Raw genomic sequence first — 26,884 nt, forward strand, 5'->3', positions numbered from 1 at the left:
GGCAGCCGTCGATGGCGAGCCGGTGCTGCAGCCGACCAGTAAGCTGGAACTCGAAGCGCTGATTCAGCGCCTGGACGAAGCCGGCATGGTCGCGGTCCAGCAGGGCATCGCCCAGGTGGCGACGGCCGGCGCCGCCGGCGGCGGGGTCGAATCCGCAAAAAACTAGCCCGAGCCCCAGCGTTTCGCCAGGCGCTGTGGCTCGTGAAGAACGGCGTGCCCTACGACGTCGCGTTTTCCTACTCGGACGCCGAGCGATTCGCCGCCTGCGTGGTCATGAGCGAGCACGACGGCGCTATCTACGACTGGAACGCCATGGAATTCAAGGATCGGAAAGCCATGAGGGAGTTCCGTGACATGGGCGTCTTCGCTGACCATCTGGCGCGGCTGGCCGCCAAGTCGACTGCGGTCACGCATCACCTGACCGAGGAAACGGCCAAGGACGTCGAGAAGGTCGCCAAGGCCGAGATAGGCCACTACCAGCCGGCGGTCGGCCCGTTCGCCAAATGGGAACAGCTCAAGCCGGAGACCGAGGCCGAGAAGAAGCGGCTCGGCTTCCGCCTGAATGCGCCCTGGAACGGACTGGCGAGATGCGTGACAGCATCGAGCACCGCACGATCGGGAACGAGGCGGCCATAGGGTCGAACGACGACAAGATGTGTGGCACGAGCTGGGCACGCCGACGGTGCCCGCGCGCGCGGTGCTAGGCCCGGCGGCTATTCGGGTCGGCCAGAACTTGCAGTCGCGGTTTGGGCGCTCCTCGCGGCTTGGCTTGGCTGGGCGCGGCTGGGCGCCGACCGCGACTCAAATAGGCTGGACAGTGCGCCGCCCAGGAAGGGCAACACGACGACCGCCAGGAAGATCGCCCCGGTGATCCGCCGAGCGCGGCGGTCCAGAATGGGCGGTTTCGCTCTCCGGCACCCGGCGGGCGCGGCGCGCGTGGCTGCCGCGGCCTGGGTATTGCACCCAAGAAATGCGGTCTGCAAGCCACTCATGGGCGCGGAAGAAGAGCGAAGACATGGATTCGGCAAGCGGGTCCGGACAGCACAGTATAGGCCACCATGATCGACGTCTATAAGATCGGCGCCACCCTGTCTGAACGACCTGGTCCGCCGCAGTCTGCTCAAGCTGGCGGCAGAGTTCCGCAAGGTCGACGCGCTGGCGGCCAACCTGAATTCGCATCTGGCCAAAGCTGGATACCCACGTGGGCGGCATTCGCGCGCTGTCGAGGGCCAGCCGGACCATGGCCACCAACTTCGGCCGGGCCAACAGCGAGGCAGCGCAGCTCGCGCGCGGCATCAATGCCGTGCACGCGGCCGGCGTGGCGGCCTCCCGGTCGGCCTTCATTGGCCACCTTGGCGGGGGCGGACCGCGGCGGCACGCGGCCGCCAGCGCTGCCAGGCCCGGCGGCTACATCTCGGGGAGTGCCGCGTCGCGGCGGCGCGGGCGTTGCCGGCGGTGGGGGATTCGGCGGTGGCCACGGCGGTAACGTGCATGTCGGCCCGGGCGGCTTCGGGATGGGCGCTGTCGGCTTCGGGCGCCGGCTGGCGCCATCGCACCCGTGGCGGCCGGCTTCGGCGCGCTGTACGTGACCAAGGCCCTCTATGACGCCGGAAAGGAGTTCCAGGTCGCCGCGGCGCGCTTCCGGACGCTCAACCTTGGCGAGGCGGTCAACCAGGACGCTGAGAAGTTCGCGCGCGGCACCAAGGTGTTCGGCGCATCGAGCGCGCAGCTGATGGAGACGCTGCGCGAATCGGTGGGCATGTTCGGGGGCATCGAGAAGGCGCGAGCGGTCGCGCCGACGCTGGCTGCACTGAACGCGGCGAACTCTGGCCTGTTCAGCGGGAAGATCGGGGCGATCGATGAGGGCTCGGTGCGCGCCATTATGCGCTTCAACGACATGCGCGGGCTGACCGATACGCCGCAGGACTTCCTGCGTGGCCTGGACCTGGCGCAGCCGCATGGTGACGGGCTCGGGCGGCTCGCTCAAGTTCACCGACCTCGAGCAGATGGCCAAGACCGGGGCGCCGCATTCAAGGGCCTCAGCGACGAGGCATCATGATGCTGGCGACGCTGGCCCAAGGCAGGGCGGTGCGCGCACGGGTACCGCGCTGATGTCGCTGTACCAGAACCTGATTGCCGGGCGCACGCCGAAGAAGACCATGGCGGCCCTGGCGAACGCGGGCCTGGCCGAGCTGACCGAGGTCACAAGCGGCAGCGTGGCGGCAAGCAGATCAAGTCGACGGCCCTGAAGAACATCGTCGACGAGAAGATGCTGCGCGAGAATCCGGGCGCCTGGCTGATGAAGTACGGCACCGAGGCCGCCAAGCGGGCTGGCGCGACGGACGAGTCGCAGGTGATCGCCTTCATGAACAACCTGGTGTCCAACGCCAGGGCTCGAACATGGCGGCGAACTTCACCACCCAGCAGGCCCAGGCGCTGCGCGATTTCAACCTGATCAAGGAACGCCAAGGGCGTGCAGGGCACGATCGACGAGTTCAAGAACACTGCGCCGGGCGCCGAGGCGGATTTCATCGCCGCCTGGGAATCCATGAAGGCGGAGATGGGCCGCGGCGTGCTGCCCATGGTCACGAAGCTGCTCAACGCCGGTACCGAGTTCTTCCGCGCCGTCAACGACTGGGGTCTGAAGAACGCCGACATGAACCAGCGCCTGCAGGGAATCGGCAGTCCCTTCTCGCTGGACCCGCGCGATACCGGCTCGGGCGGCATGCTGGCTGGCTCTGGCGCGCGGGAAAGACGATGTTGTCCGGCGACCCCGTGGCCCCCGGCGGCAAGGACAAGCTGGCGACAGCCAACCCGGTTTCTGGCGCCGCGCCGCAGACCGTCCAGGTCAACAGCACATCAAGCTGGACAGCCGGGTACTGGCCGAGGCGACGACCTTCCACCAGGCCAAGAACTGGCCCGGCCACTGACCGGCCCGAGCGGTTCGATGCCTCGATGGCATTGCGGCCGCCGGCCCTGAAGTAGGATGCGACGATGGCCGATTTTCAGCTCACCCTCGGGGACATGAACTTCGAGGATGCCGAGGTGCCACAGTCCGCTGCCGTTTGGCGCCGAACAGGCCTTGTCGTGCATCGCATGGTCGGCGGTGTGAAATCGGTCCAGGCGATGGGTGGTTTCAGCCTCCCCAAGGCCTGGGACGGCTGGCTGCGCGGGCCGTCGCCATTGCAGCGCGCCCGGTACCTGGAAACGATGTGCGAGCAGGGCCAGCCGCTGGCGCTGAGCTGGTCCGAGCTGATGTACATCGTGGTGATTCGGACCTTCCGCGCCGACTTCCAGCGCTTCTACCAGATGCCCTACAGCATCGAGCTGGAGGTGGTGGAGAACCTGAACCAGCCGGTGCGCTCGCTGGCGTCGCCCAGCGTCGACAGCCTGGTCAGCGAGGACATGAACACGGCCGGCGGCCTGGTCGACGAGCTCGGCCTGAGCGGGATCACTGAGGCGTTCGGTGCGGTGACGAGCGCCATCTCCCAGCGTCTCGGCCACGGTCTCTTCCCTGGCCAGCGCGGCCCAGTCGACCCTGAACAGCGTGCTGCAGCCGATCGCGGCGTTGCCGCAAGAGATCCAGACCACGATCGCCCAGGTGAACAACACCTTGATCAACGTGACGACCCTGGGCGGCATCCTGCCGAACAACCCTATTTCGCGCCAGATTCAGTCGATCTCGAGGCAGTGGTCGCGACGCAGCAACTGCCGATGCTGATCAACTTGGACCGCGTCATGGGTCGGGTGCAGGGCAACATCGGCAGCATCCACAACAGCGCGCGCCGCGACACCGTGGCCGGCGGCAACCTGATGACCATGGCGTCGAAGCTCTACGGCGATGCCATGGCCTGGACTGGACTGGCCAAGGCCAACAACCTGAGCGACCCACAGGTATCGGGTGTGCAGCAGTGACGATTCCGCCCACTGCCGACGATAGCGGCGGCGTATGACGGCGTAGGAACCCCATGCAGAACACATTGCCAGCGACCCCGGAAGCCCGGGCGCCGCGGGGGATCGTTTCGCCTCAACGACGAGCAGGTGGTCGGCTGGGTCGATTCACGGTGACCAACAACACCTACTACCAGGCGGACACCTTCCGGGTGAATTTCGCCGAGGGGCTGCTGCCGCCGGACCGGGACGCCAACTGGCTGTCGGCGCTGACCGAGGGATTCGTCGAGCCGTTGCCGGCTTTCCGGCAGACTCCGAGAACTTCACCGAGCGCGACCTTGCCAGCCAGATCTACGGTCGGGTTGACGACATCGAGTACGACCCGGCGCGCGGACTGGTGACGCTGATCGGGCGCGACCTGACGGCGGTCTTTATCGACGCCAAGACGTCGATGCAGTACCAGAACCTGACGTCGTCCCAGATCGCCGAGAAGCTGGCTGCTGCGCACGGCCTTTCGGCGACCGGTCACGCCGACCACCACGCTGGTCGGCACCCTACTATGCGCGCGACCATGCCCGCATGCAGGAAGAGCGCAGTGAGTGGGATCTGCTGACCTACCTGGCGAACAACGAGGGTACCTGTGCTATGTGCGCGGGAAGACGCTGTACTTCCCAGCCGCGGCCGACCGAGCAGGCTGACCCTACGTCATCCGCTGGGAACAGCCCACCGACGAGCGGGCGTCCAGGCTGGCCAATGTCACTGACATGCAGTTCCAGCGCAGCCTGACGGTCGCGAAGGGTGTCGTGTGGTGGTCCGGTCCTGGAACAGCAAGCAGAAGAACGGCTTCACAGCCTACTACCCCAGCAAGGGCAAGACGACCCAGGCTGGGAAGGCAACGCCGTTCGGCGGCACGCAGGTCTACAGCTTCGTTTTCCCCGGGCTGACGCAGGAACAGCCACCCAGAAGGCGATCGAGCTGCACCGCGAGATCACCTCGCACGATGAAGTTCTGGGCAACGTTGCCGGCCGGACGAGATTCTGACCGCGACGATGCCGATCCTGGTCGAGGGCACCAACACGAAGTTCGACCAGATCTACTACCCGGTCTCGATCACCCGCCAGATGAGCGTCACGGCGGGCTACGCGATGCGCGTCGAGGCCAAGAACCACAACCCGGACACGGTGCCGTCGCCATGATGCAAGCCATCCGCAACCAGATGGCCTGGCGGCGCAGCTCGCCCAACGGGGCGATCGCCGAGGCGCGTGCGGGCATCGTGCGCAGCTATGACCCGGGCACCGCATCGGCTCGCGTCGAGTTCGTTGACCGGTCGAGCGCGGAAGAGACGACACGCCGTTCCTGTCCGGCTGGCTGCCCGTGACGTCGCCCTGGGTGGGCAACGGCTGGGTATGGACGCGCCGCCAAGCATCGGCGACCAGGTCGAGGTCAAGTTTTTCGGCGGCAGCATCGAGAACGGCTACGTCTGCGGCGCCTGTACAGCGACGCGGACCGGCCGCCCGGCGCGCCGTCCGGCGAATTCTGGGTGGTGCATGCCAGTGGCTCGGCCTTGAAGTTCAAGAACGACGGCACGGTCGAGGTGGTGGCCGAGACGACGGCCAAGTACACGCGCAGCTGCATCACTTCGTCGACCGGTCAGATGGACGGCACGCTGCTGGTCGAGAACACCATCACCGGGCAGGGAGGCATGGGCCGTGACCGGCGACAACGGCACCGGGCGGTCCATGAGCATCAACGGCAATACCGACTTCACCGGGCAGGTGACCGCAAACGGCAAGCGCATCGACGACACGCACCAGCACGCCGACGTCCAATCCGGCCCCGACCTTTCCGGCACCGTCGCATGACCCAGAAGCTCCTGAACGACTCGACCACTGGGTGGGTGCGGATCTTGGTGTCTCCGCCACTGGCGACCTGGCGGTGGCGGCCGGCGATACGCGCACGCAACAGCGCATCGTGCGCCGGTTGTGCACCAACCCGGGCGACTACATGTTCCACCCGGACTACGGCGCGGGCCTGCCAGCCAAGATCGGCCAGAACGCTGATCTGCCGGCGCTGCGCGCGCTGATCCGCACCCAGGTGCTCATGGAAGACGCGGTGGCCAAGCTGCCCGAGCCAGAAGTCGACCTGGTGCAGATCAGCACCGGCTTCTCGATCACGATCCGGTACACCAGCGCCGACACGCGCAAGCCGGTGACCTCAGCTTTGACGTGAACCGCTGATATGGCCATTTCCACGAAGGACTTCACCACGCTCGTGCGCGAGGGCGTCACGGCCATCCAGGGCTACGCCGGCGCGCTCGTCGACCTGACCATCGGGTCGATCCTGCGGGCGTTCGTCGAGGCGAACGCTGCGGTGGTGATCTGGCTGCAGGGCCTCATCCTGCAGGTGCTGGCGATCACCCGGGCGGCCACCTCGAGCGGCGCCGACCTGGACAGCTGGGTCGGCGACTTCGGCGTGACGCGCTTGATGGCCACCTATGGCACCGGCCACGTCACCTTCGCGCGCTTCACGCCGACACAGCAGGCGGTGGTGCCGCTCGGCGCCACGGTCCAGACCAAGGACGGCACCCAGCAGTACACGGTCGTTGCAGACACGACCAACCCTGCCTACAGTGGGACATTGGGCGGCTACGTGCTGCCGGCAGGCACCGCCAGCGTTTCCGTGCCCGTCGTCGCGGTCACCGCCGGCGCGGCGGGCAATGCGGTGGCCGGCGCCGTCTCGGTGATCTCCGGCGCCATTCCGGGTGTCGACACGGTCACCAACCCGGCGGCATTCGCCAACGGCGCGGATGCTGAGAAGGACGCGGCACTGCGCACGCGTTTCATCGCCTACATCCGCAGCCTGTCCAAGGCGACGAAGGCGGCCGTCGGCTAGCCATCACGTCGCTGCAACAGGGCGTGACATACTCACTGGTCGAGAACCAGACCTACGGCGGCGCGGTTCAGATGGGCTACTTCTACGTGGTAGTCGACGACGGCAGTGGGGCGCCGGGCAGTACCTTTCTCGCGACGGTGGCGAATGCCATCGACGCGGTGCGGCCGCTGTGCAGCAGCTTCGGGGTGTTCGCGCCGGTGGTGGTGAACGCCGCGGTGGGGATGACCTGCGCGGTGGCGGCTGGCTACGACGGGCCGGCCACGCGCCAGCTCGTGGCGACTGCGCTGGCTGGCTACATCAACGCACTGGTGCGCGACGGTTCGACTCAGGCCATGACGCTGCCTACAGCCGACTGGCTCAGGTGGCCTACGACGCCTCGCCGGGGGTGACCAACGTCACCGGTGTGACGCTGAACGGTGACACGGCCGACCTGGTGGCCACGGCCAAGCAGACGATCAAGGCATCAACCATCGCGGTGGCGTAGATGGCAACTGGCGACCAACAGGACATCTACCGCCGGCTGCGCGGCTATCTGCCGCCCTGGTTCGGCGACGAGGCGGACACGCCGATCCTCAACGGGGTGCTGCAGGGCTTGGCCAATGGTGCGGCCTACGCCTACGGCCTGATCAGCTACGCGCGGCTGCAGACGCGGATCAAGACGGCCGTCGACGGCTGGCTGGACATGATCGCGGCCGACTTCTTCGGCGACAGTCTGCTACGCGCGGCCAGCCAGTCGGACGACTCGTTCCGGGCTCGGATCATCCTGAACCTGTTCCGCGAACGCGCGACGCGTGCAGGGCTGATCCGGGTGCTGCAAGACCTGACCGGCCGCACGCCAGTGGTGATCGAGCCCACGCGGCCGGCCGACACGGGCGCCTACGGCGTGCCGACGAGCGGCTACGGCTATGCCGGCGCCTACGGCTCGCTGTCGATGTCATTCCAGGCCTTCGTGATCGCCTTCCGGCCAGCTGGCACGGGCATCCCGAACGTCGCCGGCTACGGGGTCTCGACGGCCGCCTACGCGACGCCGTCGCAGGCCGAGTGCGCCTCGCTGTCGATGATCCAGGGCGGCGTGGCCGATGCGGATATCTACGCCGCGATCGACAACGTGAAGCCGGTGGGCACCATCGTATGGACCAGCGTCGTGCAGAACCTGCCAGCGCCGCCGGCGGTCATCCCGGGCATCACCGGTCCGACGGTGATCCTCGACTTCGTGAACCAGCAGTACCAATCGATCTGAGCGCAAGACATGAAGGACTTCTTCCAAAACGTGGCGCCAAAGCTCTCGGACCCGTCGTTCGACTATTTCACCATCATGCGAGTGACACCGTGAATCTGGCCCGGCCGGCGAACAGTATCCGCGTTGGCACTGGCGGCGATGTCGTGGCGGTGTGCGGCGACGGCACGGCGGTGCTGTTCAAGAATTGCTTCTCGGGTGAGGTGCTGCCCATCCGCGCGCTGCGCGTGAACGCGACGGGTACCACCGCCATGGACCTGGTGGCGCTATGAGGCTCGGTCTGGGGATCGGGCCGGGCGGGCGCCGCGCCGGCCGCTACGACGCGAGCGACCTCTCCGCCGGCACGCTTTCGCTGGACTTCCTGGGAGTCAACCAGCCGACCCTTGTGCTGGACTTCCTCATGCAGTCCTACCAGGCGTGGACCGACGATCCGACGTGGCTGTATGGCACCACCGGCGTTTCAAGATCAAGGGATGACGGATGCTCTTCAATCGAAATTTCGGTGACCTCGTCACCTTTGCGCGTGCGTCGAGCGCCTGGACCTACAGCAATGGTGGGGTGCTGGTGCCAGTGGCGGCCGGTGTGCCGCGATTCGAATATGACCCGAGCACGTTGGTGGCGTTGGGGATGCCGATCGAGGAATCGATGGCCAATCTCTGCACCTACTCGGAATTCCCGAACGGTACCAGCGATGCGCCGACGCGCGGTGGTCCGATCACCGCAGCATCGCTGAGCTTGCTTGGATACTTCTCGTCCGGAATTGCCGTTGGCTGGGATGGGACGAACCACGCCTACGCCTACAAAGCTGTGACGCTCAGCGCAAGCACGCAATATACCGTCTCAGTCTTCGTGAAGATGGATGACGGGGCTGCGCCGTCGTTCGGGGCGGCAACTGGTGCGGATGTGTCGAATGACTTCGCCATGGTCCTTGGAAGCTCGACAATCGGGCCGAACAGCTTCACGGTCAAGGCGCTTCGGGATGGCGTCTATCGGGTGTCCGGAACGCTCACGACGCCTGCATCTCCGGGGCCAAACCTCGGCGTTGTCAAGTACTCGACGAATACCCCACGCACATTCAAGGTCACTGGTTATCAGATCAGAGCCGGGGCATACGCAGGCAGCTACGTGCCGACGCAGGGCGCGCAGGCTACGCGCGCTGCCGAGAATGCCACGATCAGCGATCTGTCCAAGATCGGGTTCAATGTTAGCGAGGGCACGGTGTTTGCCGAGTTCATGGTTCCTCGGCTCACGGCGGGCGTAACGGGGGATGTAGGGCAGGGCGTCGTCACGCTAGGCGATTCCGCGCTGAACAACTATTTGGCCGTCGGTGTCGCCCGACAGGCGCAGCCATTCTGTACCGCAAAGGGACGACCAATCCCGGGCAGCTCTCAACGGCCAACGCGCTTACGGTCGGAGCGGCGACGAAGGTGGCATTTGCCTATGGCGCAGGGCAGAACGACGCCATCTGCTTGAACGGAGGAGCCGTGGCAAGCGGCACATCCGGGAGCCCGTCTGGCCTGACGGAAATGCGGCTTGGTCGATTCAGTGGAAATCCCGGCTGGCTAAACGGCTGGTTGCGGAACGTTCGCTACTTCCCGCGCCGTCTCTCGAACACCGAACTGCAGGCCCTGACATCATGACGACCTACTTCGACTACTACTTGCGTGGTCCCGATCGCGACACTACACGCGCGGCGCTGCTGGCCGCCGGTCTCACGGTCGATGTGCCTGGCGAGGACGGTCAGACTCAGCGCATGCCCGCCGAGGGCGTCAACATCTCGACCATCGGCACGATCTACGAGGGCGGCGAGTGGGGGGCGGACGGCACGGTGATCACGGCGCCGACGGCGGTGCCAGGCTGGCACGTCAATCTGCGGTTGGATCGGCCGCTGTCCGTGAGCGAGCAGGGAGCGCTGGACGGCATGTTGATCGAACCACTGCCTGCGACGCCGTATCGGGTGTGGGCGTGATGTGGGAGGTAGGAGTTCCTAGCCCGGCAAGTCATAGTTGGTAGATGATTAGGGCGTACTTGAATGATGGCGCGCCAGTTTGCTGCGGATTCCATGAAGAATCGGTTGGATCTTCACAAACTCCATTTTCTTTCCTTCTTTTAAAGCAATGAACATTCCTGCCAGGCGCCCGCGCATTACTGCGTCAGGCGAAATGTCGCCTGGTTGAAATATTCCGAGGTCAATTAATGCACCCCCGCTTGCTCCTTTTGGTGACACTCCATTGATTTTGTTCCCGTTGTAGTCTCCGACGTGTTTTCCATATGGGAAGTGAAATGCTCTGCGGAGTCAATCTGCAAGTCTTGTATCTTTTCTTTTGAGTTTGGAATTATGTACTGGTAATTCCAGGCGGCGCTAACAATTTCTTTCGCTCTTGGGCTCGCCTCTTTGTTTTTTGAGCATGGATATCCTAGCGCCAAGAAGGCTCTTCCCTCCAAGCTTCCTTGATTCATTGAGACGGAGTTTGCCTCGATAAAATCGACGTCTCCAAGTGAACTGACTTCACTTGTTGAGAGGATCTTGAATGCAAAATCCATATTGTCTTTGGCTCTATTTCCATCCGGTGCCGCTGTGGTGTAAATCTCGCCTTCTATTTTTATGAGCTTGTTCTCGCCCGCGATGTAGAGGGGTGATTTCCCGCTGGTTGTGATGTCGGCTGCGTGGGCGGCGGTTAAGATGATGTGGTGACCATCAATCATCAAAAGTATGCAGGAAGCCATCCCAATTGGGTTGCCCCTCTCTGATAAGCCGTAGACTAACCTCACCGAGCGCAGAAATTTCGCGGCGACCTCTTTGCTTTTTCTCTCGGCATAATCCATCACTGCTTCATTAATAGTCATTATTTTCATTGAAATCTCCTTGTTGGTCGGCTCGTCTTTGATGGCTACGCGGAACTAAAGGCATGGACCAGCGCGTTAATAGTAATTCTGACTAATTATAGGAGCCCGCCACCCGGCGAGCTTTTTTTCGGAGCCCGAATGGACCGCCAGATTGTATATCCGGGGCAGATCCCCCTTGAAACGGATCTGCTGAACACCAACCGTAACACCATGGTGGCGCTCGCCAAGCTGGCGGCAGCCATGCTGGGCTCGGCCACGATCGTAAATGGCCTCGCCTGCGTGCCCACCAGCCCTGCGTCGCTGCAGGTGAGTGTGAGCCCGGGCGAAATGTATGCGCTCGCGGCGCTGGATGCGACGGCCTACTCGTCGCTGGCTGCCGACTCGACACACAACATCCTGAAGCAGGGCATCTCACTGGATGCTGTCACGCTGAGCTGCCCGGCGCCGGCGACGGCCGGCCAGAGCGTCAACTACCTGATCCAGGCAACCTACCTCGACAGCGACTCTGGGCTGGTGGCGCTGCCGTACTACAACGCGAGCAACCCGGCGCAGGCCTGGTCCGGGCCAGGCAATACGGGTGCCCAGCAAGCGACCGTGCGCAAGGGCATTGTCAACATCTCGGTGAAGCCCGGCGTGGCCGCGCCGAGTGGAACGCAGACGACGCCGGCGGCCGACGCCGGCTACACGGGCTTGTGGGTGGTCACGGTGGCCAACGGCCAGAGCACCATCGCCGCGGCGAACATCAGCCAGGCGGCCAACGCGCCGATTCTGCCAACCGATCTGGTGCACGCGATTCAGCAGAGCGCGATGACGGTCGCCGCCGACACCGGCGCGGCCAACGTCTACGCCGTGAGCTACAGCCCGGCCATCACCGCGCTGGCCGATGGCATGGTGCTGTGGTTCAAGGCGAAGACCAGCAACACCGGCGCGTCGACGCTGAACGTCAATGGGCTGGGCGCGGTACCGCTGGTTGGCGGCGCGCACAGCGCGCTGCAGGGCGGCGAGATTATTGCCGCGGGGCGTTGCCAAGTCGTCTACCGGGCAGACATCGCCTCGTGGGTGCTGATCGAATGCACAGGCGGGGCGCTGCAGGTCACGCCGGGGACGCAGAGCAGCCACGCCGTGACAGTGGTGCAGGCGGCCGGCGTTGTTGGCCAGGTGCGCAATCTGAAGATGAACGTTGCTGCGGCGTCCGCGACGGCGACGCTGACGGCGGACGAGATCATCGTCGAGTCGGCACTCGGCGGTGCACGCTACTGCCTAGCCAACTTCAACAAGACGATCAACCTGGCCGCGACGGGGGCCGGTGGGATGGACACGGGATCGCCGCCGGCCAATGGGTACGTGGCGCTCTACGCGATCTACAACCCCGCGACGGGAGGTAGCGCGCTGCTGGCGAGCAATGCTACGGCCGCTGCCGCCCCCAATGTCTACGGGGGTGCCAACATGCCCGCCGGATACACGGCATCGGCGCTGGTATCCGTTTGGCCGACGAACGCGGGCGGACAGTTCGCAGCCGCTGCACAGATAGATCGCAGCGTGTATTTCGCGCCGATCCAGGTGCTCAGCACGACTGCGACCGTGTCGACGCCTGCCGCGCTGAACATTGCCGCGGCAGTCCCTGCGAATGCACGTACTTGGACGGCTACTGGAACGACTTCCAATGTGACTGCTGGGGTCGGTTCATTCCTTACTGTCGCTGCCAATACCGGACAAGTTGGGCAACGTTTCATCAGTCAGACATCGCCGGCAAACGGCGCCGGAATTAACGTGTCACTTAGCGACGTGCTCATTCAGACTCCGCAGACCACCTATTACACCAATACTGGAAGCGGTGCGATTGGCGCGGTCAACATCACGCAGTACACCTTCTGATTATGAGCACATCAAATGAGACCGCGGCCATATCTGCCGCAGATGGGGCGGCTATGCTCAAAGTCCAGTTCTCCGACAGCACTCAGTTGACGATCGTGTCTTACTTCGCGTCCCCGCAAGCCGATTCGGTGTTCGCCAACCTGGGCGAGATCGATGCGAGCGACGCGCGGTGGGCCGCATTCTACGAGTCGCTGCCAGAGTTGGCGCGGTCTGGGATGCCGGTGCCGACCAAGTAGCCCGGCTGATTCGAACGACACAAGCCGCCTCCAAGCGGTCTTCTCATGCCCGCCTCGCGCGGGCTTTTTCATTTCCGGGGGTCAAATGTCCGAACCAATCAGCGGCACCGTCGCAACCGGCGCAGCTGTCAGCGCCACCGCCAAACTCTTCGGCCTTCAGATCGGCGCCGGCGCCGTCGCGGCCGCGCTGGGCTTCATGGTGCTCTGGCCGAAGACAAAGCGGGAAGGGTTCGCCCGGCTCGTCTCGTCCGTCCTGGCGTCGATCGTCTTCGGCCCGGCGCTGGTGGCCTACGTCAACGCCAAGGTGCCGGATCTGTTCACGTCGGCGCGTGCCATGGGCACGACCTTCGGCCTCCCGCCGGAATTCGGCGTGCTCTATGCCGGCGCGCCGTTCCTGGTCATCGCCGGCCTGCCGGCCTGGTGGGTGATCGGCGCCGTCGTGCGGTGGTTCGAGAAGCGCCGGGGCAAGGACATCGCCGAGCTGGTGGCCGATGCCAAGGAAGCGGTGGCAGGAGAGAGCCATGCCGGGTGACATGGATACCCCGAACATCCGGCCCTTCCTGGACATGATTGCCGTCGCCGAGCTTGGCCGGGCACTCATCGCCAAGTCGGATAATGGCTACAACGTCCTTGTGGGTAGCACACCGGCTGCGCCGAAGCTGTTTCGCAGTTATGCCGACCATCCGCGGCAACTGGTGCTGATCCGAGCGGGTCTGTCTTCGACGGCGGCCGGCCGCTACCAGGTTCTCGCGCGCTGGTATGACATCTACAGGCGCCAGTTGGGACTGACGGACTTCGGCCCGGTGGCGCAGGACCGTATTGCGGTACAGCAGATCCGCGAACGCTTGGCGCTGCAGTTGATCACTGCGGGTCGCTTCGACGAGGCAGTGTCCCGCGTGCGCAACATATGGGCAAGCCTGCCGGGCGCCGGCTACGGGCAGAACGAACATTCGCTCGACTACTTGCGCGGTATCTACCTGCAGGCGGGTGGGGTGCTCGCATGACGGCCCTCTCCAACGTCCTGCGCGAGCTTGCGCCCGGAGTGCTGTCCTTCTGGTGCCCGGGTTGCGGCGTCTCGCATTCGATCCAGTACGGCGCCGGGCCGGGGCCGCGGTGGGGTTGGAACGGCCACGCCGAGCGGCCGACCTTTACGCCGAGCGTGCTGGTGCGCACTGGCCGCGCGGTCGACCCGGCCTTTGTGCCGATGGACGGCGATCCGCCGGAGGTCTGCCACACGTTCGTGACGGACGGGCAGATCCAGTACCTGGGTGACTGCACGCATGCGCTGGCCGGCCAGACAGTGCCGATGGTCGCCTTCCCAGACAGGTGGGGCTGAGGCCTCTCCCATCTGCCCCCTCCACACCCCAGGCCCCGCCGCGCGCGGGGCTTTCTTCATCCTGGACCCCTATGGCTGATCGCTTGGATTTCCTGATTGACCAGGGCGCCGATTGGAACGTCCAGCTGGTTCTGCAGAACGACGACAGAACACCGCTGGACCTGACCGGCTGCCATGTCTACCTCAAGTGCCGTGCGTACCAGTCAAGCCGGGCAACCCTGATTGACCTGTCCACGAGGACCGGAGTGATGGTGCTCGATGGCCCCTTGGGCCAACTGAATTGGGCCGTGCCCGGTGCAAAGACTGCGCTCTACGTGCCTCAAGGGTACGCATTGCCTCAATCGGGTGTGTTCCCGTTCGGCGTCTATGACCTGTTCATCGAGGCGGTCGACGGCGGCCTCACCAAGTACCTCGAGGGCCAGATCTTCCTGGCGCCCAGCGTAACCCCTTCACCTTGATCTTCCGGAGCATTCATGACCGTGATCCTGGCAAGCACGCCTGGCCTACAAGGGCCGCCCGGTGCAGGCATCAAGCCGCGTGGCGCCTGGTCGACGACCGCGACATATGCGGTTAACGACTGTGTGACCTACAACGGATCGGCGTACATCGCCTTGATGCCGAGCGTCGGCGCCCAGCCGGACATCACGCCGCTGCAGTGGAGTCTGTTCGTCGCGGCCGGCGAACTCAGCCCGGCCGACGTGGAAGCAGTCGCCGCGGCGCAGGCAGCTGCCGCAATCGTCACGGCGTCGATGTCGTTCGCCGGGCAGAAGGTTGGCATCGTTGGCGTCGGAGACAGCATCTCGGCGATCGCCTACTCGGGCCTGACGAACTGGCTGCGCGATCTGTGCTACCTGAGCGGGCAGACGTACCGCTACCGCTACGGTGCCGACTTCGCTGTGTCCGGCTCGACTGCGGAACAAGCGCTGGCGTCGCAACTGCCGCAGGTGCTGGCGATGAATCCGCTGCCCAAGTCGTGCGTCATCGCATGCGGCTCGAACAACTACAACTCGTCGGCGGAGATTGCGAGCGGCTTCGCCGCCGTGACGACGATGATCCGGCAGCTGATCGCTGCCGGCATCCAGCCGATCTTGTGGACCATTCCGCCGCGCGGCAACGTGCCGGGCAGCCAGACTGGCATCAACGCCTGGAACGCGCTCGTCTACCAGATGCAGGCGCAGTACGGCTTCCCGCTGGTCGACTGCAATGCGGCTTTCCAAGATCCGAACAACCCGGCATTCCTGAAGGCGGCATACACCTTCGACGGGACGCACCCGACCGTGCTCGGCAGCGGCGCGCTGGCGGCCTATGTCCTGGCCGACCCGAAGTTCAACGCCGCGGCAAAGAAGGACACGCCGCCCTGGCTGGTCACCTACAACTCGGACCCGGCTAATCTGCTGCAAAACGGCCTGTTCAACTCGGGAAGTGGCAGCACGTCGGTGGCCGATGGCGTGCAGTTGGCCAGCGGCGTGACGGGCCTGCTTGTCAACGATGGCCAGTGCCTGGGCAATTGGCAACGCTTCACGCGCCCGGCGAACGCCGGGGCGGTCGGCGCGTCGTCGCTGGCGTTCGGCGGCGTCGTGGCCGGCAGTGTGATCGAGGTGAGCTGCCGCCTGCGCGCGAGCACGCCGGCGGTGACCTGGGGCACGGCGGACGCCATCACGGGGCCGTTCGGCCAGATGCTGGGTGTGGCGTGGCAGAACGCCAGTTGGAGCCAGACCATCAGCACGGCCTACCTGCGCCAGACGAATACCGGCGCGTCCGAGAGCGGGATCATCTGCGAGCGCCTGCTCGTGCCGGCTGGCGCCGCCAACGTGTCGGTCCTGATCGGCGCCTCGAGCGCGGGCGGCAACACGCAGCCGATCTCGGTGGACATCGCCCAGTTGGCATTCCGGGTGATCTCGCCGCCCGCAGTCTGACCTGCACCACCTGCACCCCAAGCCCCGCCGCGCGCGGGGCTTTTGCTTTTCTGGAGGCCCTCATGGCCGTCACCGACACCCACGAAGAGAAAGAGACCCTGGCGGTCGACGTGCTGCTGCCCGGGCACGAGCCACGTGCCACCACGGCGCTGTTCGAACGCACGAAGAAGCAGCTGATCGCTCGCGAGGGCGGCCGCTGCTACGTCTGCGGCGCCACAGCGCAGGAGAGCGGCCAGCCGCTGGAGGCCCATCACCACCCGATCGAGCGGTCGCTCGCCAACATGATCGACTGGCCGGCGGTGCAGGCCGCCGCGCGCGCCGGCGCGCTCGGGCCGCACGCCGCGGCGTTCGACTGGGCCGCCTTCGACCCGGCCGACCCGTACACCTTCGTCGACGACATGACGGTGAACGGGCTGCTGCTCTGCCGCCAGCATCACACCGGCAAAGACGCGGGCATCCACGCGCTGCCGTTCCCCCTGTGGCTGGCGCAGAAGTTCGGCCGCGAGGGCTATCAGTTCACACCGGGGGAGGTGATCCACCATGCGACGTAGCCGCGTGGCGGCCGCCGGCGCGAATTGCGAAGTTGCGAAATATCGCAATTTTGCGGTCCTTGCGGCACTTCTGCTGCTGCCCGGCTGCGCGGCGGTCGAGCACGTCCAGGTCGTGCCGCTGTTCGACCAGAACCTGCACGTCACCGGCTGCTGCCGCGCCTTCGTCGAGATCCCGCCTTCCACCCAGATCACCGCCACCTTCGACCGCGCCGGCCGCCTCATGGTCGGTGCCAGCTGGATTTTCTGAGCAGTCCCATCCCGCCGCACCCGCGGCATCTACCCGTAAGAGGAACGTCACATGAAGAAGCTGATGCTGCTGTGTGCGGCAGGAATCGTCGCGCTCGTCTCCCTGGCCGGCTGTGCCGGCGCGCCCCAGGCCGCCGCCACCTTCCCGGCCCAGGTCGTCAAGGCCTGCGCGGTCGTGCAGCCGACCCTGCAGTCGGTCCAGGCCATGACGGTCGACGACCCGGCCAAGCAGGTCATCCTGGCGCAACTGGTGAAGGACAACGGCGCCGTGTGTGCCGCCGGCGCGTCGGTGGACGCCTCGAGCGTGCAATCGCTGGTGAACACGTCGGTGCCGGCCGCCATCCAGGTGGTGGGCCTGCTGCCGCTCGACCCGGCCGCCCGCAGCGGCGTGCAGATCGGGCTGATGGCGTTCCAGGTGGCGCTGGCTGCCGCGCTCGCGCAGTACGCCGCGCCGGCGGCGAGTTCGACGCCGGCGCCGGCCAGCGCGCCGGCCGCGGCTGCCGGGTCGACATCGTGAGCCAATTCCTGACCAAGCTGGTCATGGAGAACGCCACGGGCCAGGACGACGGCCTGTGGCGCCTGGTCGAGCCTCTGGTCTACCAGTCGGACGTGGCCGGGCAGACCTTCGAGGTGCCGCCCGGGTTCGGAACCGACCTGGCGTCGGTGCCGCGGCTGCCGGTGGTCTACCTGCTGGCCGGCGGCACGTCCAACGAGGCGGCCGTGGTGCACGACTTCCTCTACACCAAGCACCCCGTGCCGCGCGCGGTGGCGGATGCCGTACTGCGCGAGGCCTCGGCGGTCACCGGCGTGCCGGCGTGGCGCCGGTGGCTGATGTTCTGGGGCGTGCGGTTTGGCGGTGTGTCCCATTGGGACGCAGATCCAGCTTCGAATTGACAACAAGCCGCTGTTCAGTCGCACCGGTCGGCGCGTGGGAATCCGTGCCGAGTTTGCTGGCATTGCCCGCTCGCAGGGCAAGCCTGTGAGCGGGCCGTTAGGATGCCCGACGTAGAGCAAGGGGCCCTAGAAGCTGCCATGAATCCCGATTGTGATCCCGATGTCAACACCGGCGGGATGCACGGCGCCCGCGACCGGAAGCGCGGCAGTGAATAGCCCGGGAAGAAGCGTAGAAGTTGGACCCATACCAGGGCTGCACCAGTCCATCTGAATGCTGGCACCCTTGACGCATCGCTCCCAACCGAGAATAGGTGAATTCGCTTGAGCAGGCCTTGCACTGCTGACCTTCCCAATCGCGTCCGCAAGAGCGTTCGCCACCGCTTGGCCAATGGCGGCAGTTGCCAACTGCGCAAATATGCGCGCGGCTTCTTCAGGTGATTCTGCGGCTGAAATCCTCGTAGATACTGTATCGATCAGTTGAGCCGTGAGCATGTCGCCTCCCGAAGGGTGGAATTATGTTGCCGGCGAGCGTTACCGGCGAGGCGAGTATAGGAAGCGGCTTTCCTGGATGGTATGCAACGGTAGGAGTAGCTCAATTGAACCATTGAAGAGCATTCGCCTACCGTCTATGGGTGACCCGATGCCGGTATGAACGTTGCACAGTGAAGGCTTGGCGAGTGCGCTACCAGGCACCGAACGACGCGGATTTTCCTATGTGCACCAATACGCAGCCCACGACATGAGCGGCAAGATCGAGGCTGTGCCGATTGAGGCCAAATTGAGGGAAGTCGTGCATACTTGTGCTGTGTATTGCCGGATCATTCGACTGGAGGCGATGTGGGAAAAGTCCATCTTAGGTGCACAGTAATTCCGGCCGCGGCAATGACCGGATTGTCCCTTGAGCACAAGTATAGCCTTAATCTTCTGGGGCATATATTCAACGAAATATTGGCTCTGAGTAAGTGTGCTGCGGCATCTCACCTGCAGCCAGGCGAGAAGCTGAATGCACTGAGCGACCCGGAGAAGAGCGGATTTCTGTTGAATATGATGATGTTTGTGAGGATGTTGGCTGGAAAGATATATGAGGCGCAGTTGAAGATAAATTCTCCGCTTGTTAAGGATTTTCTTTTGAAAAGATGCTTTCCAAACATGGAGGAGAGGGAAAAGGATCGTCTTAAGGAGTTCAATCGGGAGGTCACAAAGTGTCGCTGGCTCGCTGCGGCTAGAAATGGGCACGCTATGCACTATCCAACCTTTGACTATTGGAGAGATTCGCTCGAGAAGTTCGAGGAGAGTGAGATCGCGTTTAGGTATTATTTTGGGCGGAAAATAGGCGATGTTCTATATGAGACGGCAGATCTTGTTGCTGGGAATGCGTTCGTGTTGGAGGCTGATGGGAGCGATTGGCGGGCAGGGGTCTCAACGGCGATCGTTGATTTGGAGCGAATCTCCGGTATTGTTGCGGAATTTATTGTGACGTGTGTGCAGGGATTTGAAAGGGGGGTTCAAGATCCTCGTGTGGAGTATAAGCGGCGGGTGAAAAGGAAGGATGTAAAGCGGATTGATGTGCCGCATATTGAAGATTTGATGATTCCGTTTTTCTTGGACACAAAAACGAAAGCTTAGGTACTTACATTAGGAAATCATCAGAAGATGGTCGCAGGTTCTGTTGCCATCCTGTTCGAGAATGGGAGCACCATAAACGACCGCGCCACCTCCGGATCCCGACACATCAGCCAGTCATCCCACTGTCCGCGCGGTACGATCACGATGCCGCGCTTCTCCTTCCCCGGCGCGTGCATGCGCTTCATCACCGGGTGGTGGTCGGCGTTCACCGTCAGCATGGTGAAGGTGAAGGCCCCGTCCGGCCAATCCCTCCAAAGTCCGGCTACCCCGAACGCCGGTTCGTCCTTCATCCAGATCCGGTACCGCACCGACTTGGGCCCGTGCTCGTAGTTGGGCTCGTAGAAGGCAGTCATCGGCACCAGGCAGACCTGGCCCTTCTTCCACGGCCCGGAGAAAGACGCCTTCGAGCCGACCGTCTCGGCCCGGGCGTTCATCGTGTCGTAATCCTTGAGCTTCGGCGGCGCGCCGGTGCGCTCTTCCTGTTCGGCGTTGCGCCGCTTGATCTCGGCGCGGGGGATCATACCGAAGCCGGCCAGCACGCAGTCGCGGCGGCCGGCCTGGTCGGCGCGCACGATCGGCGCCGGGTAGTCGCGCCAGGTCTCGGGCTTCCAGACCGACGCCGGCGGCTCGACGCCGAAGACGTCGCGCAGCAGCTGGGCCTGCACTGGGGCGTAGTTCGTGCACATCGGCGAATCCTCCCGATCGTTGGCGCAGCGTCTGGGCCGCGCATGCAAGTCTACCCGCCGCGGAGGCGTCGGGCCTCCCGCTCGGCCGCGCGCCTGGCTTCGCCGGCGGAAAGCGCCCGCTCTGGCTGCGGCCCGAAGTCGGAGGCCGGGCCAGGGTAATCGATCCTGCCCGCCTGGACGCAGGCTTCCCGGTTGAGGGCGGTCCGCAGGGCATGCCGGTAGGGCGCGATCGCCGTTTCGAGTGGGATCTCGGCCACCAGGAGCTGGTCGAGTTGGGTCGGCGACAGCATGTCGACCACGTCCTGGGCGCGCTGGGCGAGTGTCTGCAGCCGGGCGATCTCCCACAGCAGACGCTTGACCTCGGGGGTAGGGCAGCGCTCGTAGAGCGCGCGCAGTTCATCCCTGGTCAGCGCCGGCGGGAAACCGCGCGACCGGCCGCTACGCGTGGTCGGCATCGGCGTGCGCCGTGTCCGGGGTGACCGGCTCGGCCCGGTAGGCCATCCAATAGTGGTAGTAGCTCTTGTGGTGGCGGGAGAGCTTCCGCTCGAAGAAGATCCGGACGGTACCGAAGTTGCCGGCCTCGATGACCACCTCGGCATGCGTGCGGTTGTCACTGTCGGCGGGGCCGAGCGTCTGCCGCGCCACGTGCACGTAGTCGCCTGGGATGTACGCCAGGACGCCGTTTGCCGGATTGATGCTGGGCCCGCGCGAGTCGCTGTCGGACTTGTCGACCGGGCGGAGCTTGGGATTGCCCATGATGCGTCACCTGCTGAATACTGTATGGATATACAGTATAGCGAGGATACCCCGTCGGGTAGACTGTCGCCGGTAAACAACGATGGGCACGCCCAGAAAGTGCCTGCGTACCCTCTTCGTGGCATCGCTATTTTTTAGGGGCACGCTTAGGGGCATTGATGAATCTAGTTTTGATGAATCATCAATGAAATTAAATAGTTACGTCTGCTTTGTGATGCCCGCTCTGGGCACCACGTCATTGGCCGCTGCAGTCCGCAGTGGTTCACCATCCCAAGTAAATCAAGGATTTAGGCGCATTTTGCGTCCGTCGGTGTTCGTCCGCGAGTGTCGGACCGCGCACAAGATCAATGGCGTCAAAGTGACAAGCCTTCCGCTGCGATCTCACCCACCCTCCACAGCAAGACGCCCGAAGATATCCCACAGAGGCTCCGGCTCGTGGATCAGGTGCCCCTGCGCGTAGTCGACGCCCAGCGTGCGCAAGCGCTCCAGTACCTGCGGCTTGTCGACGAACTCTGCCACGGTCCTGACATCGATCGCGCGTGCCACATCCACGAAGCACTGCACCGCGACCTCGTCCAGCCGGTCTTCGCCGATGTTGCGGATGAACTGGCCGTCGATCTTCAGGCAGTCGATCTTCAATGACTTGAGGTAGCCGAACGATGAGGTGCCGGAGCCGAAATCGTCGAGGGCGACGCCGCATCCCCGTTGCCGCACCTGGTCGATGAAGGCGGTGGCATCGGCCAGGTTGGTAATGGCGGCGGTCTCGGTGATCTCGAAGCAGAGGCGCCGGCTGATCTGCGGGCCGGCACTGTCGAGCTGTTCCAGGGCCTCGCGGTGGAAGGCGCGGTCGCCGATCGACTGCCCGGAGAGGTTCACGTGGAGAATGCTGCGCGGCGCTGCGTGCGCGAACGTCGCGAGTGCTTCGATGGCGAGCCGCAGCACGCGGCGGTCGATGCGGCAGGCGATCTGGAAGCGCTCGGCCGCCGGCAGGAAGGCGCCCGGCAGCACGATGGCGCCGTCGCGTTCGATCAACCTGACCAGGACTTCGATCTGCGTTGTCCTGGCTTGGGCCTGCAGGTCGTCGTCGATCGGGACGATGCGCTGTCCGTAAAGCACCAGCCGGCGGTCGTCCAGTGCGTGTTCGAGCCGCGCCGCCCATTGCATGTCGCCGCGGCGAGCGTGCAGCGCTTTGTCCGAATCGAGCCAGACGTGGACCCGGTTGCGCCCGGCTTCCTTGGCGGCATAGCAGCTGGCATCCGCGGCCTGCAGGACGGTGGCCAGGTCGTACGAATCGCGATCGATCGGCACCAGCCCTATGCTGGCGCCGATACGAAAGCGCCGTTCCTCGTGCAGGAAGCGGAAAGTGTCCATGCTGGCGCAGAGGCGATCCGCCATTTCCCGCGCATGGGCCAGCGGGCAGTTCTCCAGCAGGATGCCGAATTCGTCGCCGCCCAGCCTGGCGACCGTGTCGCCGGGCCGGGCCTGCGCCTGGAAGATGCGGCCTACCTGCTGCAGCAATTGGTCGCCGACGCGATGGCCGCAGGCATCGTTGACCAGCTTGAACTGATCCAGGTCGATGTACAGCAGGGCATGCTCGCTGCGGTCCCTGGATGCCCTGTCGATCCGTTGCTGGACGGTCGACTCGAACTCGCTGCGATTCAGCAGCCCGGTCAGCGGGTCGTGCGTGGCTCGGTAGGCAATCTCTTCGCTCAGCCGGCGTTGTTCGGCCACGTCGCGGAATACCAGGACGTTGCCGATCGCTTCGCCGGCCTGGTTGCGAACGGGAGCCTCGGAATGCTCGACGCCGCGCTCCACGCCATGGCGCGCTATCAGGACGCTCTGGCGGGGAGGGTCGCCGCGCGCGCGCTCGCGCCAGCTTGGCGACGCCATCTCCTGAGCGCTTGCCAGGCTGGGGGCGGGCGCGATGTGGAAGACGTCGGCCAGGCGCAGCCCGACGGCTTCCGCCAGCCGCCAGCCGGTGATGCGTTCGGCGACCGGATTCAGCCACGTGACCCGTTCTGCATTGTCCGTGGTGATCACGGCGTCTCCGACGGCATCCAGCGCGACACGCAGCAGCACATGCTGCCGCGCCAGTTCGTCGTACAGGCGATGCCATTCCCGATGCCATGCGTCGCGCGGCGAGGAGCGGGCAGGCGCATCGGGTCGAGAGTTCTTCATTGGCATGGGGCGGGCGGCGGCCGCCCGCCGCCCGCCCGCGCGAAGACGTCAGTCGAACAGTCGGTTCAGTCTGCGACGCGTCGGCCATTTGCCGAATGCCACGACAAAGAGGCAGAGCATCGGGCCGAAGAAAGGAATGATCAGGAAGGAATAGAGCCAGATCCTCATATGTGCCCGGCGCATGATCCTGTAGACGGGATAGGAGAACGCAAGGAACAGGCCGAGCAGAAAGCAAGCGATTGCCAACATGGTCGCTCCGGTTTTACATGACAGTGGCAGACGCCGGCTCGCGGCACCAGTTCGCAAGCAGTTCGCCGAAGCTGCTGAGCTGGCTATCCGATGACATCCCGACAGGCCCGGCCAGGGGCGGGCACAGTACCCAGCGTGTCTGCGCATCCTGGTAGACGATCAGCTTGACCGTCAGGTCGGCGGGCTGCAGCACCTCGACCGCTGGCCTGAGCGGTGCCAGCCCGAAGGCATCGATGTACTGGCTCGAGTAGGTCTTGTTGATGCAGACGACGACGCGCGGTGCCCAGTTCCTGGTGATGGCCTTGAGAAAGGCGAAGCGACCGCCGAAATGGCAGACGTCGATGAACTGCGCCTTGTGCACCAGCAAGGGATCGTGGCCATAGGCGTCGCGCCAGGAGATATCCATGCGCGGTCGCAGCGGCAACGGATACAGATTGATCTTGAACTCGTTCCCCTCCGGGCGATACAGCGAAGCCCGGAAGTAGTCCTCCCATTCCCGCGGCCCGGCATGCCGTCCCTGCAGCGCGCTGACGCAGGCAGTCATGACCTTTGCGATGCGCTGATGCCCGAGCCATTTCCCCATCTGCGCGCCATGGCTTTTCCTGAAACTGTCATTCCAGGACGGGGGAGCGAATGCCGGCTCGAGGGGCCGCTGCAGGCCGGGCATGGCAGGATGCGGGGCCACGTCGCAAAACCAGATCTTGCTGCGTGGATTGCCACCCTCCATTCCCACATAGGAGGCGAAGTATTTCTCGAGATCCTGTCCCCCGGTTTGCGTCGTGCCCATCATGATGTGACCCTGCATCGATGTAATTGTTGACTCCATTTGCCTTCGAAAGAACCTGGCCAGTGCGCGCCGCGCTTGCCATGGCGCCCAACCCGCCGGCGTACTGGCCGATGGTGGATCGATACGCGCAGCTGAGTGGCCGTGTTGATTGCTTTCCTCCCGATGGCGCAGGCCGGCTGGCGGACCGATGGCGATCCTGGCGGAAGCTTCTGCTGGTGAGCCGGGTCGGTACGCATGTCAGATTGCCGTGAGCGCCTTGCCGGTGACGGCGTCGGCACTGCGGGCAGGGAGGGCCGCGCGGCCACGCGCCGCTAGCCATTTCTACGAGTTTACTTTGTATCATTTTGGTGTTTCGTTTTGATGCTTTTTGGACCCGACCAACGGGGGGATGAATGCGACTCACTATCAACAGTGACTCGCATTTGGAGTAACTTTGAGCGTATTCGGCCGAACTGCGCTGCAAGTCGAGCATTTCTGGCGCGAAGGGCATGGTCGGAAGAGGAATTGCGATCCCCATCTGAGGCCCCGTGCATCGATTTTCGGGTGCGTCAGCTCGTGTCCTGATTCGGGATCGAGAAAAAATGAAACTACCCGTCAGCCGGATTCGTCCAGTCCGGTGCCGCGACGGGCGTCGGCCATCTGTGAGTCCGCCTGTCGCTCAGATGGCTCGACGGCTCGGCGCGGGCCCTGCCGCGCGATGCAGCCGGCTGCGCGGTTCCTGGGCGCTCGCGATGTCTGCAGGGACTTGCGCATCTCCATGGTCAAGGGATGCGTGGTATCGCTGGTGGCGCGTCGCGGCGAGCCGAAGCGAGTCGCCGACGGCGGGGCCCGGCGCTGCACCAAGCGGGTCGATGTGCCGGGGCAAGGGGGGCATGCGCCGCTGGCGCACGGATGCGAGCTGTGGTCGGACGGGAATCAGGGGTGTCAATGGACGCAATGGATGCAACAGAGTCAACAAGAAGATCAATGAAAAGCCTGCAGGAATTCAGTTCCAGCCAACCGGCTTGCGGCGGAGAAGCCATGGTGAAGATCAACAAGCTGTTGAGGGCGGTGTATGACCTGACGGCACAGGAGGCGAAAGACAAGCTGGCCATCATCGCCGCCAGTGTCGACGGCCTTGCCCATTGCGTGAGCGCCGGCGCGGTTCATTCGCGCGATGGCACGAGTCATGCCATTCAATGGTGCGTGAGTGCGCTGGAAACCTGGCGGGATATGGTGGGCGCCGACTACCTCACGCTTGCACAGGTTCCCGCGCAAACGTTCATGCAAGGCCTTGCGGAAGAAATTGCCAGGTTCCTCTCCATGGAGGTCCGGTTGCGCTCCAGCCTGGAGTCCGGCGATGCGGCGATTGCCATCAACGGGCAGCGATTCCGCCTGGTCATGATCCATCTGTCCTGGCTGCTCCGGCGTTGGCTCCCATGCTCGGAAATCGTGATGCACATCTCCGACGCCGAATCCCCGCCGACGCCGGGGCACCTGTGCGCCGGCACGGGCAGCCGGCGCTCGCTGGAGATCGAGGTCTTCGCGCGCTCCAATGCCATCATCGCCTGGCATCTGGTGCCGGAGCGGCTGAGACACCTGGCCGGATCGCGGGCCTACGCGAACAGGCTGGACGTGGGCCTCAGGGAGGTCGGTGATGCCATCGCCGGGTGCGGAGGAATTGTCCAGCTGAGAGGCGCGGAGAACGGGGCATTCCGCATGTCGATCCTGCTGCCGGCGATGGAGTAGGCGCCAGAGGAAGCCAGCATGGCGATGTACGGCGCTGCCGGCGAGCCGGGCCCCCCGCTACGCGGCGCGCGGGGCATCGGCCCCGGAGGGGATATCCCGTCAGCGGTGCACGGGCAACAGGCCGGAAAGGATCTCGCGGCGGTCGTGTGCGGCCAGCACGATATCGGGCATCGTGGAAAGCAGCTCAGAGCGGGTGCCGACACCGAGACGGCGGAAGATCTCCGAGACATGCTCCTTGACCGTGTTGTCACGCAGGCCCAGGCGCGCCGCGATCTCCTTGTTGGGCAATCCTTCGAGCAGGAATGAGAGAACGCTGCCCTGACGGACGGTCAGGCCCAGCTGCCGCGGGGTGATGGCGCGATGCGCCACTGCGCCTTTCGCATCCCCTTCACCGTGGGCGTGGTGCATGGGGGGAGACAAGCTCACCAGGAATTTCCTCATGGCCGGGGAATTCAGTTCGCGGATGATCCGCGTCCTGCTGCGGATGCCGAGCCGGGTCATGATGACCTTGACGTGATCCTTGACCGTGTATTCGGCCAGGTTCAGTTCGGCGGCAATGAGCCGGTTGGATCGGCCCAGAAGCATCAGGTACAGCACCGAGCGGTGCCGGCTGGAGAGCCTGCACAAACGAAGGTGGAGGTCATCGGTCGCGGGCCCGCCGGGGCCGCCATCCGGACTGCCTGCCTGCATGTCCTGGCCGCACAATGGGGGCGCTGGAGCGGCAAGGCCTTCGGATCCGGGGGCGGCCTCGTGCCTTGCGGAGTGACTCGGGTCATGCGGAGGTTTTGGCATGTCGGTGGATCCTTGGCGGACGAAACTCACGCGCGATATCGGGCGGCAGGGGAAGCGCGCTCCGGACGACGGTCCAAGCGTGGCGGATGGTGTGCGTGCCGGAGTCCGCTGCGGCGGTGCGTGGCGCGGTGCGAACGGCTGTCGGCTGGTCCGCGACGAGC

General features: G+C 64.7%; 39 protein-coding genes. 28 read left to right on the top strand and 11 right to left on the bottom strand.

Annotation, left to right across the window (positions count from 1 at the left end; translation table 11 throughout):
* Positions 1–22 precede the first annotated feature (22 nt).
* The 3 genes from BKK79_RS39975 to BKK79_RS00010 all read left to right on the top strand — a co-directional run bounded on the left by BKK79_RS39975 (position 23) and on the right by BKK79_RS00010 (position 2,059).
* The gene (locus tag BKK79_RS39975; protein ID WP_157128452.1) at positions 23–166 is read left to right on the top strand and encodes a hypothetical protein; all 144 of its coding nucleotides are present in this window, start codon (positions 23–25) and stop codon (positions 164–166) included.
* A gap of 35 nt (positions 167–201) precedes the next feature.
* Positions 202–636 carry a hypothetical protein gene (locus BKK79_RS00005; RefSeq protein ID WP_071036623.1) on the top strand — a complete coding sequence of 145 codons (435 nt, stop codon included), beginning with the start codon at positions 202–204 and terminating at the stop codon, positions 634–636.
* Positions 637–1,558: 922 nt separating this feature from the next.
* Complete coding sequence (locus BKK79_RS00010) at positions 1,559–2,059, top strand: hypothetical protein (RefSeq protein ID WP_071036631.1); 501 nt, start codon at positions 1,559–1,561, stop codon at positions 2,057–2,059.
* A 143-nt stretch (positions 2,060–2,202) separates the two neighbouring features.
* Here BKK79_RS00010 and BKK79_RS00015 read toward each other — a convergent pair whose 3' ends face one another.
* Positions 2,203–2,658, bottom strand: coding sequence for a hypothetical protein (locus BKK79_RS00015; RefSeq protein ID WP_071036636.1), 456 nt, complete (start codon positions 2,656–2,658; stop codon positions 2,203–2,205).
* 336 nt (positions 2,659–2,994) lie between these two features.
* Between BKK79_RS00015 and BKK79_RS00020 the strand changes: the two genes are divergently transcribed.
* Positions 2,995–3,915: a hypothetical protein gene (locus BKK79_RS00020; RefSeq protein ID WP_232346236.1), complete on the top strand. Its 921-nt coding sequence runs from the start codon at positions 2,995–2,997 to the stop codon at positions 3,913–3,915.
* Positions 3,916–4,081: 166 nt separating this feature from the next.
* On the opposite strand, the gene BKK79_RS39980 is transcribed toward BKK79_RS00020, so the two are convergent.
* On the bottom strand, positions 4,082–4,444 hold the full coding sequence (locus BKK79_RS39980) for a hypothetical protein (RefSeq protein WP_157128304.1): 363 nt from the start codon (positions 4,442–4,444) through the stop codon (positions 4,082–4,084).
* A gap of 496 nt (positions 4,445–4,940) precedes the next feature.
* On the opposite strand from BKK79_RS39980, the gene BKK79_RS39985 reads away from it, so the two are divergent.
* The 11 genes from BKK79_RS39985 to BKK79_RS00065 all read left to right on the top strand — a co-directional run bounded on the left by BKK79_RS39985 (position 4,941) and on the right by BKK79_RS00065 (position 9,989).
* Entirely contained in the window at positions 4,941–5,087 is a 147-nt protein-coding gene (locus BKK79_RS39985) for a hypothetical protein (RefSeq protein ID WP_157128305.1), read from the top strand.
* The gene (locus BKK79_RS00030) at positions 5,084–5,269 is read left to right on the top strand and encodes a hypothetical protein (protein ID WP_071036639.1); all 186 of its coding nucleotides are present in this window, start codon (positions 5,084–5,086) and stop codon (positions 5,267–5,269) included. Before BKK79_RS39985 ends, BKK79_RS00030 begins: the two co-directional genes overlap by 4 nt.
* Before the next feature lie 28 nt (positions 5,270–5,297).
* Positions 5,298–5,459 (top strand): hypothetical protein, encoded by a 162-nt coding sequence (locus BKK79_RS42215; RefSeq protein ID WP_442873236.1) that lies wholly within the window; start codon positions 5,298–5,300, stop codon positions 5,457–5,459.
* A 141-nt stretch (positions 5,460–5,600) separates the two neighbouring features.
* Positions 5,601–5,753, top strand: coding sequence for a hypothetical protein (locus BKK79_RS39990; RefSeq protein WP_157128306.1), 153 nt, complete (start codon positions 5,601–5,603; stop codon positions 5,751–5,753).
* A gap of 31 nt (positions 5,754–5,784) precedes the next feature.
* Positions 5,785–6,120 (top strand): phage tail protein, encoded by a 336-nt coding sequence (locus BKK79_RS00035; protein ID WP_071036641.1) that lies wholly within the window; start codon positions 5,785–5,787, stop codon positions 6,118–6,120.
* 9 nt (positions 6,121–6,129) lie between these two features.
* Positions 6,130–6,783, top strand: a complete 654-nt coding sequence (locus BKK79_RS41895) for a baseplate J/gp47 family protein (RefSeq protein WP_071036643.1) — start codon at positions 6,130–6,132, stop codon at positions 6,781–6,783.
* 23 nt (positions 6,784–6,806) lie between these two features.
* Positions 6,807–7,172 carry a baseplate J/gp47 family protein gene (locus BKK79_RS41900; protein ID WP_250637829.1) on the top strand — a complete coding sequence of 122 codons (366 nt, stop codon included), beginning with the start codon at positions 6,807–6,809 and terminating at the stop codon, positions 7,170–7,172.
* A gap of 95 nt (positions 7,173–7,267) precedes the next feature.
* Positions 7,268–8,023: a hypothetical protein gene (locus BKK79_RS00050; RefSeq protein ID WP_071036644.1), complete on the top strand. Its 756-nt coding sequence runs from the start codon at positions 7,268–7,270 to the stop codon at positions 8,021–8,023.
* On the top strand, positions 7,915–8,292 hold the full coding sequence (locus BKK79_RS42220; protein WP_442873237.1) for a spike base protein, RCAP_Rcc01079 family: 378 nt from the start codon (positions 7,915–7,917) through the stop codon (positions 8,290–8,292). Before BKK79_RS00050 ends, BKK79_RS42220 begins: the two co-directional genes overlap by 109 nt.
* A 208-nt stretch (positions 8,293–8,500) precedes the next feature.
* Complete coding sequence (locus BKK79_RS00060) at positions 8,501–9,493, top strand: phage head spike fiber domain-containing protein (RefSeq protein WP_071036646.1); 993 nt, start codon at positions 8,501–8,503, stop codon at positions 9,491–9,493.
* Between the two features lie 163 nt (positions 9,494–9,656).
* Complete coding sequence (locus tag BKK79_RS00065; protein WP_071036648.1) at positions 9,657–9,989, top strand: hypothetical protein; 333 nt, start codon at positions 9,657–9,659, stop codon at positions 9,987–9,989.
* Between the two features lie 224 nt (positions 9,990–10,213).
* Here BKK79_RS00065 and BKK79_RS40000 read toward each other — a convergent pair whose 3' ends face one another.
* The gene (locus tag BKK79_RS40000; protein WP_157128308.1) at positions 10,214–10,876 is read right to left on the bottom strand and encodes a hypothetical protein; all 663 of its coding nucleotides are present in this window, start codon (positions 10,874–10,876) and stop codon (positions 10,214–10,216) included.
* Between the two features lie 129 nt (positions 10,877–11,005).
* Here BKK79_RS40000 and BKK79_RS40005 point away from each other — a divergent pair, with 129 nt between their 5' ends.
* The 11 genes from BKK79_RS40005 to BKK79_RS00120 all read left to right on the top strand — a co-directional run bounded on the left by BKK79_RS40005 (position 11,006) and on the right by BKK79_RS00120 (position 17,921).
* Entirely contained in the window at positions 11,006–12,742 is a 1,737-nt protein-coding gene (locus BKK79_RS40005; RefSeq protein ID WP_157128309.1) for a phage tail protein, read from the top strand.
* A gap of 53 nt (positions 12,743–12,795) precedes the next feature.
* Positions 12,796–12,978 (top strand): hypothetical protein, encoded by a 183-nt coding sequence (locus BKK79_RS00075; RefSeq protein ID WP_071036650.1) that lies wholly within the window; start codon positions 12,796–12,798, stop codon positions 12,976–12,978.
* Between the two features lie 85 nt (positions 12,979–13,063).
* Entirely contained in the window at positions 13,064–13,510 is a 447-nt protein-coding gene (locus BKK79_RS00080; protein ID WP_071036652.1) for a hypothetical protein, read from the top strand.
* The gene (locus tag BKK79_RS00085) at positions 13,500–13,982 is read left to right on the top strand and encodes a glycoside hydrolase family 24 protein (protein WP_071036654.1); all 483 of its coding nucleotides are present in this window, start codon (positions 13,500–13,502) and stop codon (positions 13,980–13,982) included. Before BKK79_RS00080 ends, BKK79_RS00085 begins: the two co-directional genes overlap by 11 nt.
* A complete protein-coding gene (locus BKK79_RS00090; RefSeq protein ID WP_071036656.1) occupies positions 13,979–14,314 on the top strand; it encodes a DUF6527 family protein in 336 nt (111 codons plus the stop codon). The genes BKK79_RS00085 and BKK79_RS00090 overlap by 4 nt, the downstream gene beginning before the upstream one ends.
* A 71-nt stretch (positions 14,315–14,385) precedes the next feature.
* Positions 14,386–14,772, top strand: a complete 387-nt coding sequence (locus BKK79_RS00095; RefSeq protein WP_071036661.1) for a hypothetical protein — start codon at positions 14,386–14,388, stop codon at positions 14,770–14,772.
* A 15-nt stretch (positions 14,773–14,787) separates the two neighbouring features.
* Positions 14,788–16,230: a GDSL-type esterase/lipase family protein gene (locus BKK79_RS00100; protein WP_071036662.1), complete on the top strand. Its 1,443-nt coding sequence runs from the start codon at positions 14,788–14,790 to the stop codon at positions 16,228–16,230.
* A 62-nt stretch (positions 16,231–16,292) separates the two neighbouring features.
* Entirely contained in the window at positions 16,293–16,781 is a 489-nt protein-coding gene (locus BKK79_RS00105; protein WP_071036663.1) for a hypothetical protein, read from the top strand.
* On the top strand, positions 16,771–17,028 hold the full coding sequence (locus BKK79_RS00110; protein WP_157128310.1) for a hypothetical protein: 258 nt from the start codon (positions 16,771–16,773) through the stop codon (positions 17,026–17,028). Before BKK79_RS00105 ends, BKK79_RS00110 begins: the two co-directional genes overlap by 11 nt.
* A 51-nt stretch (positions 17,029–17,079) precedes the next feature.
* Positions 17,080–17,544: a hypothetical protein gene (locus BKK79_RS00115; protein WP_071036665.1), complete on the top strand. Its 465-nt coding sequence runs from the start codon at positions 17,080–17,082 to the stop codon at positions 17,542–17,544.
* Complete coding sequence (locus BKK79_RS00120; RefSeq protein WP_198173296.1) at positions 17,541–17,921, top strand: DUF1353 domain-containing protein; 381 nt, start codon at positions 17,541–17,543, stop codon at positions 17,919–17,921. The genes BKK79_RS00115 and BKK79_RS00120 overlap by 4 nt, the downstream gene beginning before the upstream one ends.
* A gap of 126 nt (positions 17,922–18,047) precedes the next feature.
* Here BKK79_RS00120 and BKK79_RS40010 read toward each other — a convergent pair whose 3' ends face one another.
* The gene (locus BKK79_RS40010) at positions 18,048–18,413 is read right to left on the bottom strand and encodes a hypothetical protein (RefSeq protein ID WP_157128311.1); all 366 of its coding nucleotides are present in this window, start codon (positions 18,411–18,413) and stop codon (positions 18,048–18,050) included.
* A gap of 345 nt (positions 18,414–18,758) precedes the next feature.
* Between BKK79_RS40010 and BKK79_RS00125 the strand changes: the two genes are divergently transcribed.
* Positions 18,759–19,547: a hypothetical protein gene (locus BKK79_RS00125; protein WP_157128312.1), complete on the top strand. Its 789-nt coding sequence runs from the start codon at positions 18,759–18,761 to the stop codon at positions 19,545–19,547.
* A 20-nt stretch (positions 19,548–19,567) separates the two neighbouring features.
* On the opposite strand, the gene BKK79_RS00130 is transcribed toward BKK79_RS00125, so the two are convergent.
* The 6 genes from BKK79_RS00130 to BKK79_RS00155 form a co-directional block, all read right to left on the bottom strand.
* Positions 19,568–20,233 (bottom strand): SOS response-associated peptidase, encoded by a 666-nt coding sequence (locus tag BKK79_RS00130; RefSeq protein WP_071036667.1) that lies wholly within the window; start codon positions 20,231–20,233, stop codon positions 19,568–19,570.
* A gap of 50 nt (positions 20,234–20,283) precedes the next feature.
* Positions 20,284–20,688, bottom strand: a complete 405-nt coding sequence (locus BKK79_RS00135; protein ID WP_071036669.1) for a hypothetical protein — start codon at positions 20,686–20,688, stop codon at positions 20,284–20,286.
* Positions 20,672–20,989 carry a hypothetical protein gene (locus BKK79_RS00140; protein ID WP_071036670.1) on the bottom strand — a complete coding sequence of 106 codons (318 nt, stop codon included), beginning with the start codon at positions 20,987–20,989 and terminating at the stop codon, positions 20,672–20,674. Before BKK79_RS00140 ends, BKK79_RS00135 begins: the two co-directional genes overlap by 17 nt.
* 381 nt (positions 20,990–21,370) lie before the next feature.
* Positions 21,371–23,167: an EAL domain-containing protein gene (locus tag BKK79_RS00145; protein ID WP_071036671.1), complete on the bottom strand. Its 1,797-nt coding sequence runs from the start codon at positions 23,165–23,167 to the stop codon at positions 21,371–21,373.
* A gap of 48 nt (positions 23,168–23,215) precedes the next feature.
* Complete coding sequence (locus BKK79_RS00150) at positions 23,216–23,416, bottom strand: hypothetical protein (RefSeq protein WP_071013168.1); 201 nt, start codon at positions 23,414–23,416, stop codon at positions 23,216–23,218.
* Between the two features lie 13 nt (positions 23,417–23,429).
* Positions 23,430–24,206 carry a transcriptional regulator gene (locus BKK79_RS00155; RefSeq protein WP_157128313.1) on the bottom strand — a complete coding sequence of 259 codons (777 nt, stop codon included), beginning with the start codon at positions 24,204–24,206 and terminating at the stop codon, positions 23,430–23,432.
* A gap of 963 nt (positions 24,207–25,169) precedes the next feature.
* On the opposite strand from BKK79_RS00155, the gene BKK79_RS00160 reads away from it, so the two are divergent.
* Entirely contained in the window at positions 25,170–25,931 is a 762-nt protein-coding gene (locus BKK79_RS00160; protein ID WP_157128314.1) for a hypothetical protein, read from the top strand.
* Between the two features lie 99 nt (positions 25,932–26,030).
* Here the strand turns inward: BKK79_RS00160 and BKK79_RS00165 are convergent, their stop codons facing one another.
* On the bottom strand, positions 26,031–26,621 hold the full coding sequence (locus tag BKK79_RS00165) for a helix-turn-helix domain-containing protein (RefSeq protein ID WP_232346237.1): 591 nt from the start codon (positions 26,619–26,621) through the stop codon (positions 26,031–26,033).
* Positions 26,622–26,884 lie beyond the last annotated feature (263 nt).

This window comes from Cupriavidus sp. USMAA2-4 (genome assembly GCF_001854305.1).
Classification (GTDB): Bacteria; Pseudomonadota; Gammaproteobacteria; order Burkholderiales; family Burkholderiaceae; genus Cupriavidus; species Cupriavidus malaysiensis.